At 71.6% G+C, this 14,645-nt stretch carries 17 protein-coding genes; 13 read left to right on the top strand and 4 right to left on the bottom strand.

The annotated features are described in order from the left end of the window. Window positions 1–9 precede the first annotated feature (9 nt). The 5 genes from hisG to rsrA all read left to right on the top strand — a co-directional run bounded on the left by hisG (window position 10) and on the right by rsrA (window position 3,587). Window positions 10–858, top strand: coding sequence for an ATP phosphoribosyltransferase (hisG, locus tag ABZ896_RS20310; protein ID WP_360930559.1), 849 nt, complete (start codon window positions 10–12; stop codon window positions 856–858). A 50-nt stretch (window positions 859–908) separates the two neighbouring features. Continuing rightward, window positions 909–1,724 carry an SOS response-associated peptidase gene (locus ABZ896_RS20305; RefSeq protein WP_360930556.1) on the top strand — a complete coding sequence of 272 codons (816 nt, stop codon included), beginning with the start codon at window positions 909–911 and terminating at the stop codon, window positions 1,722–1,724. Between the two features lies 1 nt (window position 1,725). Beyond that, window positions 1,726–2,358, top strand: coding sequence for an alpha/beta family hydrolase (locus ABZ896_RS20300; RefSeq protein ID WP_360930553.1), 633 nt, complete (start codon window positions 1,726–1,728; stop codon window positions 2,356–2,358). Between the two features lie 246 nt (window positions 2,359–2,604). Then, a complete protein-coding gene (gene sigR / locus ABZ896_RS20295) occupies window positions 2,605–3,288 on the top strand; it encodes an RNA polymerase sigma factor SigR (protein WP_360930550.1) in 684 nt (227 codons plus the stop codon). Then, window positions 3,285–3,587, top strand: a complete 303-nt coding sequence (rsrA, locus tag ABZ896_RS20290; RefSeq protein WP_360930547.1) for a mycothiol system anti-sigma-R factor — start codon at window positions 3,285–3,287, stop codon at window positions 3,585–3,587. The genes sigR and rsrA overlap by 4 nt, the downstream gene beginning before the upstream one ends. Window positions 3,588–3,662: 75 nt before the next feature. Here rsrA and ABZ896_RS20285 read toward each other — a convergent pair whose 3' ends face one another. Further along, entirely contained in the window at window positions 3,663–4,028 is a 366-nt protein-coding gene (locus tag ABZ896_RS20285) for a hypothetical protein (RefSeq protein WP_360930544.1), read from the bottom strand. A 155-nt stretch (window positions 4,029–4,183) separates the two neighbouring features. Here ABZ896_RS20285 and ABZ896_RS20280 point away from each other — a divergent pair, with 155 nt between their 5' ends. From ABZ896_RS20280 to def, 7 genes are all read left to right on the top strand, one after another. After that, window positions 4,184–4,558: a hypothetical protein gene (locus tag ABZ896_RS20280; RefSeq protein WP_360930541.1), complete on the top strand. Its 375-nt coding sequence runs from the start codon at window positions 4,184–4,186 to the stop codon at window positions 4,556–4,558. Continuing rightward, the gene (locus ABZ896_RS20275; RefSeq protein WP_360930539.1) at window positions 4,555–5,391 is read left to right on the top strand and encodes a hypothetical protein; all 837 of its coding nucleotides are present in this window, start codon (window positions 4,555–4,557) and stop codon (window positions 5,389–5,391) included. The genes ABZ896_RS20280 and ABZ896_RS20275 overlap by 4 nt, the downstream gene beginning before the upstream one ends. A gap of 412 nt (window positions 5,392–5,803) precedes the next feature. After that, on the top strand, window positions 5,804–6,193 hold the full coding sequence (locus ABZ896_RS20270) for a roadblock/LC7 domain-containing protein (RefSeq protein WP_360930536.1): 390 nt from the start codon (window positions 5,804–5,806) through the stop codon (window positions 6,191–6,193). 118 nt (window positions 6,194–6,311) lie between these two features. Further along, complete coding sequence (locus ABZ896_RS20265) at window positions 6,312–7,622, top strand: HD-GYP domain-containing protein (RefSeq protein ID WP_360930653.1); 1,311 nt, start codon at window positions 6,312–6,314, stop codon at window positions 7,620–7,622. Between the two features lie 147 nt (window positions 7,623–7,769). After that, window positions 7,770–9,032: a metal-dependent phosphohydrolase gene (locus ABZ896_RS20260; RefSeq protein WP_360930532.1), complete on the top strand. Its 1,263-nt coding sequence runs from the start codon at window positions 7,770–7,772 to the stop codon at window positions 9,030–9,032. Window positions 9,033–9,136: 104 nt separating this feature from the next. Continuing rightward, entirely contained in the window at window positions 9,137–10,117 is a 981-nt protein-coding gene (locus ABZ896_RS20255) for a hypothetical protein (RefSeq protein ID WP_360930529.1), read from the top strand. A gap of 72 nt (window positions 10,118–10,189) precedes the next feature. Beyond that, on the top strand, window positions 10,190–10,840 hold the full coding sequence (gene def, locus ABZ896_RS20250) for a peptide deformylase (protein WP_360930526.1): 651 nt from the start codon (window positions 10,190–10,192) through the stop codon (window positions 10,838–10,840). A 9-nt stretch (window positions 10,841–10,849) separates the two neighbouring features. Here the strand turns inward: def and ABZ896_RS20245 are convergent, their stop codons facing one another. Next, on the bottom strand, window positions 10,850–11,815 hold the full coding sequence (locus tag ABZ896_RS20245) for a helix-turn-helix domain-containing protein (protein WP_360930523.1): 966 nt from the start codon (window positions 11,813–11,815) through the stop codon (window positions 10,850–10,852). A 92-nt stretch (window positions 11,816–11,907) separates the two neighbouring features. Here ABZ896_RS20245 and ABZ896_RS20240 point away from each other — a divergent pair, with 92 nt between their 5' ends. Next, window positions 11,908–12,078, top strand: a complete 171-nt coding sequence (locus tag ABZ896_RS20240) for a hypothetical protein (RefSeq protein ID WP_360930520.1) — start codon at window positions 11,908–11,910, stop codon at window positions 12,076–12,078. Here the strand turns inward: ABZ896_RS20240 and ABZ896_RS20235 are convergent. Beyond that, a complete protein-coding gene (locus ABZ896_RS20235) occupies window positions 12,045–12,500 on the bottom strand; it encodes a hypothetical protein (protein WP_360930517.1) in 456 nt (151 codons plus the stop codon). The genes ABZ896_RS20240 and ABZ896_RS20235 overlap by 34 nt on opposite strands. Before the next feature lie 51 nt (window positions 12,501–12,551). Then, window positions 12,552–14,600 (bottom strand): putative Ig domain-containing protein, encoded by a 2,049-nt coding sequence (locus ABZ896_RS20230; RefSeq protein ID WP_360930514.1) that lies wholly within the window; start codon window positions 14,598–14,600, stop codon window positions 12,552–12,554. Between the last annotated feature and the right edge of the window lie 45 nt (window positions 14,601–14,645).

Raw genomic sequence — 14,645 nt, 5'->3', positions numbered from 1 at the left:
ACCGGCCCCATGCTGCGCATCGCCGTTCCCAACAAGGGCTCCCTGTCCGGGCCCGCCGCCGAGATCCTGCACGAGGCCGGCTACCGGCAGCGCAAGGACGGCAAACAGCTGGTCCTCGTCGACCCCGGCAACGACGTCGAGTTCTTCTACCTCCGCCCCCGGGACATCGCGATCTACGTCTCGTCCGGCCGGCTCGACCTCGGCATCACCGGCCGCGACCTGCTGCTGGACTCGGCCACCAACGCCGAGGAGATCCTGCCGCTCGGCTTCGCACGCTCGTCCTTCCGGTACGCGGCCCGGCCGGGCACCGTCCGGGAGATCGCCGACTTCGACGGCCTGACCGTCGCCACCTCGTACGAGGGCATCGTGGCCAAGCACCTGGCCGACCAGGGGGTGGTCGCCTCCGTCGTCCATCTCGACGGTGCCGTGGAGACGGCCATCGAGCTCGGTGTGGCCCAGGTGGTCGCCGACGTCGTGGAGACCGGTGCCGGCCTGCGCAACGCCGGCCTGGAAGTCGTCGGCGAGCCGATCCTCACGTCGGAGGCGATCGTGGTCCGCCGCGTCGGCGCCGACGCCCACGACCCGGCCGTACGGCAGTTCGTCCGCCGCCTCCAGGGCGTCCTGATCGCCCGGACCTACGTGATGATGGACTACCACTGCCGCGCCGGGCAGCTGGAGCGGGCGATCGCCCTCACCCCGGGCCTCGAATCGCCGACCGTCTCCCCGCTGCACACGGAGGGCTGGGTGGCCGTCCGCGCGATGGTCCCGGGCAAGGAGGCGCAGCGGATCATGGACGGCCTCTACGAGCTGGGGGCGCGGGCGATCCTGACCACCGCCATGCACGCCTGCCGGCTGTGACGCCGAAGTGAGATCCTCGGTCGTGCAGGCGTCTCGGAGGGGTGTCGGACATGTGTGGACGGTATGCGGCCAGTCGTGGGCCGGAGGATCTGGCGGGGATCTTCGAGGTCGAGAAGTGGGAGCCCGAGGAGACCCTTGAGCCCGACTACAACGTGGCGCCGACCAAGGAGGTCTACGCCGTCCTCGACCGTCCGCTCAAGGACACCGGGGACCCGCGACCGGTCCGCCAGCTGCGGAAGCTCAAGTGGGGGCTGGTGCCGAGCTGGTCCAAGACGCCCGAGGGCGGCGCCCGGATGATCAACGCGAGGTCCGAGACCCTGCACGAGAAGCCGTCGTTCAAGCGCCCCTTCGCCGCCCGGCGCTGCATCGTCCCGGCCGACGGCTACTACGAGTGGGTCACCGGCGTCGCCGAGCGCGAGCTGGAGGTCGAGGGGAAGAAGAAGCGGCCGCGCAAGCAGCCGTACTTCGTGCTGCCCGCCGACGGCTCGGTCTTCGCGATGGCCGGGCTCTACGAGTTCTGGCGGGACAAGACCCTGCCCGACGAGCATCCGCTGGCCTGGTGGGTGACCTGCTCGGTGATCACCACGGAGGCGGAGACCACCCCGCTGGCCGTCTCCCCGGCCGACGGCCCGCACACCCTCGCCGAGATCCACCCCCGGATGCCCCTCATGCTCACCCCGGACCGCTGGGACGCCTGGCTCGACCCGGCCCGCACCGACATCGAGGACCTGCGCTCCCTGCTGGCGCCCCCGCCGCCCGGCCTGATGCGCGCCTACCCCGTCTCCACCGCGGTCAGCAACGTCCGCAACAACGGGCCGGAGCTGCTGAAGGAGCTGGAGGGGCCCGAGGAGGGCACACTCTTCTGACGTGACCACAACGGAGATCGTCAGCACGGACGCGGGGGACGCCCGCATCACCTGGTACACAGCGAAGAAAGCACGGCTCGTCCTGGCGGCGAGCCACGGCGCGGGCGGCGGCATCGAGGCGCGGGACCTCCAGGCCCTCGCCCACACGCTCCCCGAGCACGGAGTGAGCGTCGCCCTCGTCGAGCAGCCCTGGCGGGTGGCCGGCAAGAAGCTGGCGCCCGCGCCGAAGACGCTGGACGTGGGCTGGCGGGGCATCTGGCCCGCCGTGACGAAGCCCGGTCTGCCGGTGATCTCCGGCGGCCGCAGCGCCGGCGCCCGGGTCGCCTGCCGTACGGCCGTCGAACTGGGCGCGCACGCCGTACTCGCCCTCAGTTTCCCGCTGCACCCGCCCGGCAGGCCGGAGAAGTCCCGCGCCGAGGAGCTGCTCGGGTCCGGGGTGCCCACCCTGGTCGTGCAGGGCGGCAACGACCCGTTCGGGCGGCCCGAGGAGTTCCCGGACGGCTCCCACGAGCTGGTCGAGGTGCCGTACGGCGATCACGGCTTCGTGGTGCCGAAGCGCGCGGAGGTCACCCAGGAGGCGGCCCTTGCGGTGATCACCGAGGCGGTCTTGAAGTGGGCCGGGTCACTGGGGTAAAGGCCCGGGAATGTTGGGCCGCGTTCCTCTGTTGAGGCGGACAGAAGTGCACAGCCGTCTGTACGAGAGGAAGTCCGCCGCATGGGTTCGACCTTCTGCCCGAGCCGCAGCAGCCGCGCTGACCTGGACTGGACGGTGCTGACTGCGGCGAAGACCACCCCTATTCGAGGGGCGGCCGGGACGGGTAGTCGTCTATCCTCCAATTCCGGTGGCACCGGTTTCGGTGCTGCCCGGAATCTTGAGGAGGTGGGTCCGGTCACTGGGATCGACGCAGGGACCGACAACGGCCAGGCGGAGCAGCCCGAGGGCCAGGGCACGAGCGCGGAGACCACCGCGGAGCGCACCGCGCGCTTCGAGCGGGACGCGCTCGAATTCCTCGACCAGATGTACTCGGCCGCGCTGCGCATGACGCGCAACCCGGCCGACGCCGAGGACCTGGTGCAGGAGACGTACGCGAAGGCGTACGCGTCCTTCCACCAGTTCCGTGAGGGCACCAACCTCAAGGCGTGGCTGTACCGGATCCTCACGAACACGTTCATCAACTCGTACCGCAAGAAGCAGCGCGAACCCCAGCGCTCCGCGGCCGAGGAGATCGAGGACTGGCAGCTCGCCCGCGCCGAGTCGCACATGTCGACCGGTCTGCGCTCCGCCGAGTCGCAGGCGCTCGACCACCTGCCCGACTCGGACGTGAAGGAAGCGCTCCAGGCGATCCCCGAGGAGTTCCGCATCGCCGTCTACCTCGCCGACGTCGAGGGCTTTGCGTACAAGGAGATCGCGGACATCATGGGGACACCCATCGGTACGGTGATGTCCCGCCTGCACCGCGGCCGCCGTCAACTGCGCGGCATGCTGGAGGACTACGCCCGTGAGCGCGGGCTGGTCCCGGCCGGTGCCGGAGAGTCGAACGAAGCGAAAGGCTCGGGCTCATGAGCTGCGGAGAGCCGCACGAGACGGACTGCAGTGAGGTCCTCGACCATCTCTACGAGTTCCTCGACAGCGAGATGCCGGACGTCGACCGCGCCAAGTTCAAGCAGCACTTCACCGAGTGCTCGCCGTGCCTGGAGAAGTACGGCCTGGAAGAGGCCGTGAAGAAGCTGGTCAAGCGGTGCTGCGGACATGACGACGTGCCGACGGACCTGCGCGCCAAGGTCCTCGGGCGGCTCGACCTGATCCGCTCCGGACAGACGGTGCCCGAGCACGACGTGACGGCGACCCCGCAGGAGTCGTGAGTCGCGAAAGCCGTGAGGGGCCGGCCCCGGGGAGGAGATCCCCGGGGCCGGCCCCTTTTCGTCGTAGCGGCCGGCTCAGACCTCCAGCGCGGTCTCGATGTTCCTCAGGCCGTGGCGGGCGAGCGCCAGGTTGCTGCGGGAGCGGTCGAGGGCCAGGTAGAGGAACAGGTTTCCCTGGGTGTTGGTGAGCGGCCTGATCAGGTGGTACTGCTTGCCCAGCGTGATCAGGATGTCCTCGATGGTGTCGTTCATGTCCAGCGACGCGAGCGTGCGCATCTTCGAGCGGACGACCTCGGTGTTCCCCGCCGCCGCGAGTTCCAGGTCGAGGCCGTGACCGCCGCCGAGCGCGCCGAGTGACATCCCGCTCTCGTAGTCGACGAGGGCGATGCCTATCGCGCCGTCGATGGACATGGCTTCCTTGAGCGCCGTCTCGATGTTCATGCTGGGGCCCCAATTCCTCGGTGCTGCTGACCGGTCGATGTCCGGCCATCTACGATCGAACGTGAGTGACTCTCGGGTCTTGGAAAGTCAACTTTTTTGCCTGTTATGGAAGTTGACGCTCAAAGTACTGTGCGGCGTAGACGGATGGAGGGGGAATGGGGGAAGTGACGACAGCGCTCCGGACGTCCCTGGACCGGCTCCTCGATTCCCCCGGGGTCACGGGCGTCGCGCTCGTCGACGCGGTCACCGGCCTGACCTACGGCGCCGCCGGCGACCTCGGCGAGGCGGGGGACGCCACCGAGATCTGCGAACTCGCCGCCCTGATCGCCGAACGGCTGGGCGCGGCGGGAGCCGGGGGAGAGCTGGAGAGCGTGGTCACCACCAGCGCCAAACGCCATCAGGTGCTGTTCTCCGTGGTGCGCCCGACGGGCGACCCCCTGCTGCTGGCCGCCGGACTCGACCGGGAACGCGTCAACGTGGCGCTGGCCCTCAGGAGTCTGGGCGACCACGCCAAGGAGGTGCTCGCGTGACACCCTCCGCGGTCCGCAACGTGCCGGCCCTCCTGCAGCAGCTCCGCGACGAGCGCTTCAGCGGGACGGTCCGGGTCTCGGGCCACCCCGGCGGAACGATCCATCTGCGCGACGGGCTGATCGGCGCGATCGAGACCCCGGGCGCGCCCACCGTCACCTCGACGCTGCTGACCTCCGGCCGGATCACCGACGAGGACTGGCTGGCCGCGACCGCCGCCGAGCCCGACGCGGACCGGCTGGGCGGACACCTGGTGGCCACGGGACTGATCGGCGCCGCCGAGTTCGAGGTCTGCTGCGCGGCCGCCGTGTTCGACGGCGCCTTCGCGATGGCCCTGAGTCCGCCGGGGGAGCGCGAGGTGAGCGGGCCCGAGCCCGCGCTCGTCGCCGAACCGGGCTTCGAACCACGGCAGTTGACCGAGGAGACCGCGCGGCGGACGGCCTGGCTGACCCGGCTGTGGGGGCCGCCGAGTGAACTGACACGTGTCCGGCCCGAACGGGTCGAGAGCCCCGAGACCGCGGCCGGATGGCTCGCGCCCCGGCAGCAGGACGTCCTCGGCTGCGTCAACGGCCGCCGGACCGCCCGGGACATCGCCTTCACGCTGGGCCGCGGACTCTACGCCGTCCTCCTGGACCTCGTCCGGCTGGAGTCCCTGGGCCTGGTCCGCTGGCAGCCCCGGCCCGCCTCCGACACCCGGCCGAGCACCGCACCGCGCGTCCCGCGGACGGACACCTCCGCCACGGGAGCCGTACCGAAGACCACGGCCCTGCCGAAACGCCGACCCGGCAGCGGGCTGCCCGGGCGCGATCCGGGGCAGAAGGGGAGGGGCGGATAGTGAGATCGAGGGCCGGAGCCCGCAAGAAGAAGCAGTCGGGCAAGGCCGCATCCGCACGTGGACGAAGCACACCGGCACAGCGAGAAGAAGAACCCACAGAGCCACCAGAAGAAGCGACGACGGTCGCGAACCCCGCCCCGGAAGAGCCGGAAGCCCCGGAAGCCGAACCCGGCTCCTTATGCCCGCCGTTGCCGCGACGCGGTGAGGCGCCGGCCTCCGCACCGCCCCCACCCGGACTGATGTCCCTGTTGTCGGCCGAGGACCTCGCCGCCGACCAACCCTCGATCGAGACGCTTCAGCGCGTCCGCCGGGCGCTGCGCGCCCTTCCGGAGCCCGAGTGAGGCCGTCGGCTCCGTCGACCCGACTGGACCATACCAGTACCGGCATATGCCGGGAACAAGGAGCACGTCATATGTCCGAGATCCCACCGCCCGATTCCCTGACCGGCATTCTGACCTCGCTGCGTGAACGGGTGCTGGGAGTCTCGGAGAGCGTCCTGTCCACCGTGGACGGCCTTTTGGTCGTGGCCGACGCCGACACCGTCCACCCGGAGTCCGTCGCCGCGCTCGCCGCCGCGACCCTCGGGGTCGGACGCAGGATGGCCGAGACGGCGGGGGTCGGCGCGCTGCGCGAGGTGGTCGCCCGCTGCGGATCGGGACACGTCATCGTGGTGGCCGTCGGCGAGCGCGCCCTGCTCACCGTGAAGGGCGACGACGGACTCGACCTCGCCGCGTTCCAGCGGGAGTCGCCGGCCGCGGTGGAGGAGCTGAGGAAGGTGCTCGCCGCGGACGTGGCGCAGTGAACTCGCTTCAGATTCCGAACGGTTGTCCCGGCAACAGCGATCCGGTCACTCGAACGTGCTAATCCGCGGTTCATAAGCCCACAGGGTGTCCCGCACCCGCCCTAGGCTCCGGGGCGTGATGGAGGCGGTTCCGGCACGGGCCCGGGCGTACGTCGGCTGCGTGGCCGTCGCCGCCCTGTGCTGTGTGCTGCCGCTGCCCACGGTCCGTACGCCCTGGTGGGCGGTCGCGCTCCTCGCCGCGCTGTACGTCGGAGGTGAACAGGCCGCCGCCCGGCTGAAGTTCACCGGCACCTTCTACCCCGTCCTCCTCGCCGGCGCCTTCCTGCTGCCACCGCCCGCAGCCGCCCTCGTACCGCTGCCGGGTGCGTTGCTCTCGCCGGCCGGGCAGCGGGCCCCGTGGCTCAGACGGAGCTGGCGGGCGGCCCAACTCGCGGTCGCCGTATGGGCGGCCTCGCGGACGCACTGGGCGCTGGGCGGCCGGGACGCGGTCGTCGACTCCGACTTCCCGTACGCGCTGCTGCCCGCCGGGGCCGCGGTGCTCGCCTTCTGCCTGGTGCTGAGCGCCCTGGACGGCGGGATCCTCGCGCTCGCCGAGAGGGTTCCGGTACGACTTGCCTGGCGCGGTCTCCTCGCCCGCTCCCTGGCTCCGATCGCCGTGCACGGGCTCGCCGGGCTGATGATGGCCGTGCTCTGGCGCAGTCCCTACGGTCCGGTCGCCGCGCTGCTCGTGCTGTTGCCGATGTGCGTGTCGTGGTGGGTGTTCGCGCAGTACCACCGGGAGCGGGCGGCCCACCAGGCGACCATCCGCGCGCTGGTGCAGGCCGTCGACATCAAGGACGGGTACACCCGCGGGCACAGCGAGCGGGTCGGACAGGCGTCGATGATGATCGCGCGCGAACTCGGCATGGACGAGGCCCGCACCGAGGTGCTGCGGTTCGCCGGGATCCTGCACGACGTCGGCAAACTCGGGGTGCCCACACGGCTGTTGCGCAAGGACGGGCCGCTGACGCCCGAGGAGCGGCGGGTGATCGAGCTGCACCCCGAGTACGGGCACGAGATGGTGCGGGGCATCTCCTTCCTCGGGGAGGCCCGGGCCGCCGTACTCCATCACCACGAGCGGCTCGACGGCAGCGGGTACCCGTACGGGCTGATGGGAAGTCAGATCCCGGAGTCGGCGCGGGTGGTGGCGGTCGCCGACGCCTTCGACGCGATGACGTCGACCCGCTCCTACCGGCGGGCCCGGCCCGTACCGGCCGCGCTGGAGGAGCTGGAGCGGTGCGCCGGGGCGCAGTTCGACCCCCGCATGGTCGAGGCCCTGGTCCGCGCGCTCGCCCGCGAGGGCTGGCACCCGACGGTGACGGCGGACGAGGAACGGCCCTGCGAGGTACCGGCGCCGACAGCGGCGGAGCGTCCCGGGGGCCGCCGATGAGGTGCGCGGCGGCGCAGGCCGGCCCGGGACGCGCCGAGGCGCCCGGTCTCCGCCCGCCGGTTTCCCGAGGCCGCTGATGACGCCCCGCCCCGCCGGTTTCCCGAGGCCGCCGATGACGCCCCGCCCGCCAGATCTCCGAGGCCACTCATGACGCCCCGCCCGACCCTTGCCCGTCGTCGCCCCGCCCTCGCCACCCTCGTCCACCTCGCCGCCGCCCTCCTCGTCCTCCTCTCCCTCGTCGTCACTCTCTGGAACGGGCTGGAGGAGCGCGGGACCGCGTTGGCGTTCGGGGTGCTGATCGCCGTAGGGGAACTCACCCGGCGCGGGGGCCCGTTCGTGCGGGAGGCCGCTCCGCTCGGGGCCGCCGGGGCGCTGGCGTATGCCCTGCTCGGGGAGAACGCGGGGCAGCCCACCCACCACGGCCCTGCCCAGGTCGTCACCGTCGTCCTCGCCGCCGGGCTCGTCGGCAGCGTGCCGCACATCGCGCGCGGCCAGGGGCCCGGCGCGGACCAGTGCGCCCGCCGCGTCCTGACCGTCGGATTCGCCGCCGTCTGCTTCCAACCCCTCTACAACCAGGGCGCGTTCGCCGGCTGGGGCGGCCCCGCCTACGCCCTGCTGCTGCTCGCCCTGCTCTCCCTCACCGCGCTGTGCGGCGCCGTTCTCGCGGCGGCCCTGGCACACTCCCGCACCCGCTGGCCCTTCGCCCCGCTGCTCAGGGACGAGCTGCGGGCGCTGCCCGGGATCGGGTCCGCCGTCGTCGCCACCGGCGCGGTGATGGCGCTCGCGGTCGCCGTCGCCGGACTGTGGGCGCTGCCCGTCTTCTCGCTGCCGCTGCTCCTCACCCAGCTGTCCCTGCGCCGGTACGCGGCCGTCCGCTCCACCTACCGGCAGACCATCGCCTCCCTCGCCCGGGCCACCGAGATCGCCGGATACACCCCCGCCGGGCACGCGCACCGGGTCGCCGCGCTCAGCCGGGCCGTCGGCCGGGACCTCGGGATGTCCGGCCCCGCCCTCACCGTCCTGGAGTACGCGGCCCTCATGCACGACATCGGCCAGCTCAGCCTCGTCGACCCGGTGCCCGCCGGGGCCACCGCCTGCCTCCCCGTCGCCGAACAGCGCCGGATCGCGCTGCTCGGCGGGGCCGTCGTACGGCAGACCGGGGTGGACGCGGCGGTCGCCGTGGTCGTGGAACGGCAGGCCGACCCCTGTAGGGAGCAGCCGCCGGCCGCGCGGATCGTGCGCGCGGTGAACGCGTACGAGGAGAAGGCGCGCGCGGCCGGGCCCGGCGGATCCCTCACCGCGCTGGAGGAGCTGCGCCTGGCCACCGCCGGGGACTACGCTCCGGAGGTCGTGGAGGCGCTGGCCAGAGTCCTGTCAAGAGACTGTCTGACCTCACCCGGAGTGGGGTAACCCATGGGTAATGAGCGCCCTTCCGGCCGCACATGGTTGGATGCGAGAGAGAGGGTGTCCGGGGGCACAGCCAGCCCACTCGACGGAACTGGCAGGCGGGAATCGTGAGGATCTTCGGCAAGGGACGGCACCGGCCCTCCGCCTCCTGGCGGCAGGCCACCGACCGCGCGTTCACGCTCATCGGCGATGGCCGGTACGAGGACGCGGGCGCGCTGCTGACACGTGCCGCCGACCTGGAGCCCTGGCTCTCCGAGTCCTGGTTCAACCTCGCCCTGCTGCACAAGTTCCGGCACGACTGGGAGCAGGCGCGCGCCGCGGGCCTCAGGGCCGTCGCACTGCTCGACCGGGAGACCGGGGCGCCCGACTGGTGGAACGTCGGCATCGCCGCGACCGCGCTCCAGGACTGGCCGCTGGCCCGGCGCGCCTGGCAGGCGTACGGGCTGAAGGTGCCCGGCGGGGCGACCGCCTCCGTCGAGCCGCTCGGCATGGACCTGGGCAGCGCGGCCGTACGGCTGTCTCCCGAGGGGGAGGCCGAGGTCGTGTGGGGGCGGCGGCTGGACCCCGCGCGCGTGGAGGTGCTGTCGATCCCGCTGCCGTCGTCCGGGCGGCGCTGGGGCGAGGTCGTGCTCCACGACGGCGTGCCGCACGGCGAGCGGACCACCGCGTCCGGACACGCGTACCCCGTCTTCGACGAGATCGAGCTGTGGGCGCCCTCGCCGGTGCCGACGTGGGTGGTGCTCCTGGAGGCGGAGACCGAGGCCGACCGGGACGCGCTGGAGCAACTGGCCGCGGACGCCGGGTTCGCCGCGGAGGACTGGTCCTCTTCGGTACGGCTGCTCTGCCGGACCTGTTCCGAGTCGCGGATGCCGTCCGACGAGGGCGACGGGGAGCATCTGGATCCCCACGACCACAGCGAGCCGGGGCATCCGGGGCCGCTGGGGCATCGGACGGATGGGCAGTTGTGGGTGCCGGAGCGCGAGTGCGGGGTGGCTGCGCCGGCTTCGTTGGTGCGGGGGTTGCTGGACGGGTGGGTTGCGGACAGCCCTGATTCCCGGGACTGGCGGGACCTCGAAGAGGTCTGCTGAGAATCGCCGCAGCCTTCGGAGCCGTACCCTGTAGCACTGAATCCAAGGTTTCTAGGAAGGCATCCGTCGGTCATGGCGCAGCAGGACACCGATCAGCAGCACGTGGGCGTGCTTCCCGTCGACGACGACGGGTTCGTCGTCGACACCGAGGAGACCGAGGAGCGGGAGAACGCCTGGCGGGAGCGGGGGACCTCGCGGCCCATCACCGTCGTCGGGAACCCCGTGCTGCACAAGGAGTGCAAGGACGTCACCGACTTCGGCGACGACCTTCAGCAGCTGGTCGCGGACATGTTCGCCTCGCAGCGCACCGCCGAGGGTGTCGGGCTCGCCGCCAACCAGATCGGCGTCGACCTGAAGGTCTTCGTCTACGACTGCCAGGACGACGAGGGCAAGCGGCACGTCGGTGTCGTCTGCAACCCCAAGCTCGTCGACCTGCCCGCCGACAAGCGCCGGCTCGACGACAGCAACGAGGGCTGCCTGTCGGTGCCGACCGCCTACGCGTCACTCGCCCGCCCGGACTACGCCGAGGTCACCGGCCAGGACGAGCAGGGCAACCCGGTCAAGGTGCGCGGCACCGGCTACTTCGCCCGGTGCCTCCAGCACGAGACCGACCACCTGTACGGCTACCTGTACATCGACCGGCTCTCCAAGCGCGAACGCAAGGACGCGCTGCGGCAGATGGCCGAGAACGAGCCCCGCTACCCCGTGGTCGCGAACGACTGAGGTGGGCCGTCAGGCGGCCTCCGGTCCCCGGAAGGTGCGGCGGTAGGCGTTCGGGGTGGTCCCGACCGTGCGCAGGAACTGGTGGCGGAGCGCCGCCGCGGTGCCGAACCCCGTGCGGCCGGCGACCGCGTCCACCGTCTCGTCCGTCGCCTCAAGGAGCCGCTGCGCCAGCAGCACCCGCTGGCGCAGGATCCAGCGGTAGGGCGTCGTGCCCGTCTCCTGCTGGAAGCGGCGGGCGAAGGTGCGCGGGGACATCAACGCACGCTCGGCGAGCTGCTCGACGGTGACCTCCTCGTCGAGGTGGCGCTCCATCCACACCAGCACCTCGCCGACCGTGTCGCACGGCGAGGCGGGCAGCGGGCGCTCGATGTACTGCGCCTGTCCGCCGTCCCGGTGCGGCGGCACCACCATGCGCCGGGCGATCTTGTTGGCGACCTCGGGGCCCTGCTCTTTGCGGACGATGTGCAGACAGGCGTCGATGCCGGCGGCGGTGCCCGCGGAGGTGATCACCGGGTCCTCGTCGACGTACAGGACGTCCGGCTCGATGATCGCCCGCGGGTTGCGCACGGCCAGCTCGTCGACGTGCTTCCAGTGCACGCTGCACCGCCGCCCGTCCAGCAGCCCGGCCGCGCCCAGCACGAACGCGCCGGAGCAGACGCTGAGCACCCGCGCACCCCGGTCCGTGGCCCTGACCAGGGCGTCGAGCAGCTCGGGCGGGTACTCCCGGGTGACGTACTCGCTGCCCGCCGGCACGGCGATCAGGTCGGCCTCCTCCAGCCGCTCCAGGCCGTACGGCGTGGAGACGCTGAGCCCGCCGACATGGGTGCCGAGCGTCGGGCCCTCCGCCGAGACCACGGCGAAGTCGTAGACCGGCAGTCCGTCGTCGCTGCGGTCGATGCCGAACACCTCGCACACGACGCCGAGTTCGAAGGGGTGCACGCCGTTGAGCAGGACGGCCGCCACGTTCGTCAGCATGCTGCCAGTATGCCTCGGGGGTGGCAGTAATTCGAGGCTACGCGGCAGTCCTGCCACTGTTTGTCAGGAGTCTGGGGCGCGACAGTAGTGACATGACATCCGCGCAGACAGAAGGACTGATCGGAATGCTCACCGTTCTCGCGATCCTCGTGCTCCTGGTCCTCCCGTCGGTGATCGGCATCGTGCACGACAAGCGTGTCGACCGGCAGATCAGGCGGGCGCAGCGGCGCTACTTCACCACCACGGCGACCCACCACTCCTGAATGCCCTTGCACGAGACCCGGCCGGTCTCGGTGGCGCACAGCGGTCGCGACGAACTCAGTCGCACCCGGCCCGCCGAGACCGCCTTGTACGCGGCGCTCGCGTCCCCGGGCTGGATGACGAAGCCGCTGTTGGTGGCCTCCAGGCCGCTGCCCTCCGCGGACAACGGGTCCCAGGGGCGGCTGTTCGTCCCGTCCAGACTGATCCGGACGGTATCGCCGACGGCCAGGCAGACGGTCTTGCCGCTGTCCGTCGCGCCGAGCTCGGAGACGGACGTACAGCCGGGTGATGCCGATGCCGACGGGGGTGACGGCGACACCGTGTCGCCGTCACCCCCGTCGCCGCCTGCCTGGGTGCCGCAGCCCGCTGCCAGCAGGGTCAGGGCGGCGAGGGCGAGGGTGGTGCGGTGGGTCGTACGACGCATGGGGGTCTCCTCTCCCCTCTTGGACGTACGACCCCTACTCCTGGATCCGGGTCAGCTCGTCGTGACGGCCGTGTCGTCGAGGACGAAGCTGGTCTGGAGCGAGGAGTCCTCCACGCCGCTGAACTTCAGGGTCACGGTCGAGCCGGCGTACGAGGAGAGGTCGAAGGACTTCTGGACGTAGCCGGTGGCCGCGTTGAGGTTGGAGTAGGTGGCCAGGGTGGTCGAACCGGCGGTGACCGTCAGCTTGTCGTACGCGGTGCTGGTGGAGGTCTCCGCGGTGTCGACGTGCAGATAGAACGTGAAGGTCGCCTTGCAGCCGCTCGGGACGGTCACCGACTGGGAGAGCGTGTCGGTGTGGCTCGACCCGTAGCCGTCCAGCCAGGCGTAGTAGGAGCCCGCGTGCGCCGACTCGCTGGTGGAGTTGGTGATGACCCCGCTGGACGCGGTCCAGGTGGTGTTGCCCGACTCGAAGCCGGGGTTGCCGAGCAACTGGGACGAGGTGCAGGTGCTGCTGCTGGAGCCCACGGTCCAGGTGAAGGAGGCGGAGCCGGAGGCGCCGGTGGAGTCGGTCGCGGTGACGGTGACCTGGTAGGTGCCCGCGGTGGACGCCGTGCCCGTGATCTTGCCGGTGGAGCTGCTGATCGACAGCCCGGTCGGCAGACCGCTCGCGCTGTAGGTCAGGGTCGCGCCCGCGCTGTCGGTCGCGCTGATCTGGAGGCTTGCCGTGCCGCCCGTCGTCGTCGACTGGCTGCCCGGGTTGGTGACGGTCACCGTGTTGCCGGTGGAGGTCCCGGCGGTGAAGGCGGTGGTGCCGTTGGGGGTGCCCCAGCCGGTCGGGCCGTCGTAGCCGGTGGCCGCGGTGCAGAAGTACGACGTGGAGCAGGAGCCGTTGTTGCCGCTGGTGACGTCGTACAGGTTGCTCGTGTGGGAGTACGGGTACTTCGCCGGGTAGTCGCTGGAGCCCGGGGTGCCCGCGAGGGCGTAGACGCCGGCGATGATCGGGGCGGAGGCGCTGGTGCCGCCGTAGACCGCCCAGCCGGAGCCGCCGTAGGTGTCGTAGACCGCCACGCCGGTGGCCGGGTCGGCGACCGCGGAGACGTCGGCCTCCATGCGCTTGGTGCAGCCCGTGTCGGTCTGCCAGCTCGGCTTCGGGTCGTACGCGGAGCAGCCGGAGCCGGTGCCCTCGGTGGAGCTGGTCTTCCAGACGGACTCGGTCCAGCCGCGGGAGTTGGAGGACGTCGACAGGGCCGTACCGCCGACCGCCGTCACGTACTGGGAGGTTGCCGGGTACTCGGCGCCGTAGGCGGAGTCACCGGAGGAGACGGTGATGGCGACACCCGGGTGCTTGAAGTACGAGGTGTCCTCGCTGGTCTGGGACGAGGACTCGTCGCCGCCCCAGCTGTTGGAGACGAACTTGGCGCCCAGGGACACGGCCTCGTTCTCGGCGATGCCGAGGTCGGAGTCGTTGGCCGAACTCGCCTCCACGAGCGTGATGTTGCAGTTCGGGCAGACCGCGCTGACCATGTCGATGTCCAGCGCCTCCTCACCCGCCCAGCCGGTGTCGTTGGTGGGCAGCGAGGTGGTGGAGCCGGTCTGGCTGACCTGCTTGAAGCAGCCGTTGGCCTTGGTGCAGGCGGAGAGGCCGTACTGCGAGCGGTAAGTGGCCAGGTCCGACTCGGCGTTGGGGTCGTTGTAGGCGTCGACCACCGCAACGGTCAGGCCGGAACCGCCTGTTGAGGGCAGGTTGTACGCGCTGTGCAGGTTGGCCGGGCTGAGGCCGGAGGGCGCCGCGGCGGCCAGCGCGGTGGCGAGGCGCTGCTTGATGTCGGTGCGGCGCTGGGCGAAGCAGGACGCGTGGCCCGCGGCCGGGGTGGCGCACAGGTGGGTGGTCGGGACCTTCTGGCCGGCCTTGCCGGTGGTGTGGAAGGTCTGCCGGTCGGGGGAGGTGAGGGCCTTGCTGTTCTGGGTCACCCGGGAGGTGTGGGTGGCTGTCGGCGCCGCGTGCGCCGGTACGGCCGCGACTCCGGCGAGGCCGAGGGCGAGGGCGGGTATCGCGGTGGTCAGGAGTCTTCGCAGGCTCCGTCGGGGGGTTTCACGCATGGGGTACTGCCTCCATCGGTGGGGTTACAGGCAGGCCCGTGACGC

Origin of the sequence: Streptomyces sp. NPDC047072, assembly GCF_040643855.1 — a bacterium.
Lineage (GTDB): Bacteria > Actinomycetota > Actinomycetes > Streptomycetales > Streptomycetaceae > Streptomyces.
This window is presented reverse-complemented; position numbering and strand designations above follow the sequence as displayed.

What these genes read in the sequence shown, in the direction of transcription:
- hisG (WP_360930559.1), top strand. Translation starts at nt 10, where the DNA reads ATGCTGCGCATCGCCGTTCCCAACAAGGGCTCCCTGTCCGGGCCCGCC.
- ABZ896_RS20305 (WP_360930556.1), top strand. Translation starts at nt 909, where the DNA reads ATGTGTGGACGGTATGCGGCCAGTCGTGGGCCGGAGGATCTGGCGGGG.
- rsrA (WP_360930547.1), top strand. Translation starts at nt 3,285, where the DNA reads ATGAGCTGCGGAGAGCCGCACGAGACGGACTGCAGTGAGGTCCTCGAC.
- ABZ896_RS20285 (WP_360930544.1), bottom strand. Translation starts at nt 4,028, where the DNA reads ATGAACATCGAGACGGCGCTCAAGGAAGCCATGTCCATCGACGGCGCG.
- ABZ896_RS20280 (WP_360930541.1), top strand. Translation starts at nt 4,184, where the DNA reads ATGGGGGAAGTGACGACAGCGCTCCGGACGTCCCTGGACCGGCTCCTC.
- ABZ896_RS20270 (WP_360930536.1), top strand. Translation starts at nt 5,804, where the DNA reads ATGTCCGAGATCCCACCGCCCGATTCCCTGACCGGCATTCTGACCTCG.
- ABZ896_RS20265 (WP_360930653.1), top strand. Translation starts at nt 6,312, where the DNA reads ATGGAGGCGGTTCCGGCACGGGCCCGGGCGTACGTCGGCTGCGTGGCC.
- ABZ896_RS20260 (WP_360930532.1), top strand. Translation starts at nt 7,770, where the DNA reads ATGACGCCCCGCCCGACCCTTGCCCGTCGTCGCCCCGCCCTCGCCACC.
- def (WP_360930526.1), top strand. Translation starts at nt 10,190, where the DNA reads ATGGCGCAGCAGGACACCGATCAGCAGCACGTGGGCGTGCTTCCCGTC.
- ABZ896_RS20245 (WP_360930523.1), bottom strand. Translation starts at nt 11,815, where the DNA reads ATGCTGACGAACGTGGCGGCCGTCCTGCTCAACGGCGTGCACCCCTTC.
- ABZ896_RS20240 (WP_360930520.1), top strand. Translation starts at nt 11,908, where the DNA reads ATGACATCCGCGCAGACAGAAGGACTGATCGGAATGCTCACCGTTCTC.
- ABZ896_RS20235 (WP_360930517.1), bottom strand. Translation starts at nt 12,500, where the DNA reads ATGCGTCGTACGACCCACCGCACCACCCTCGCCCTCGCCGCCCTGACC.
- ABZ896_RS20230 (WP_360930514.1), bottom strand. Translation starts at nt 14,600, where the DNA reads ATGCGTGAAACCCCCCGACGGAGCCTGCGAAGACTCCTGACCACCGCG.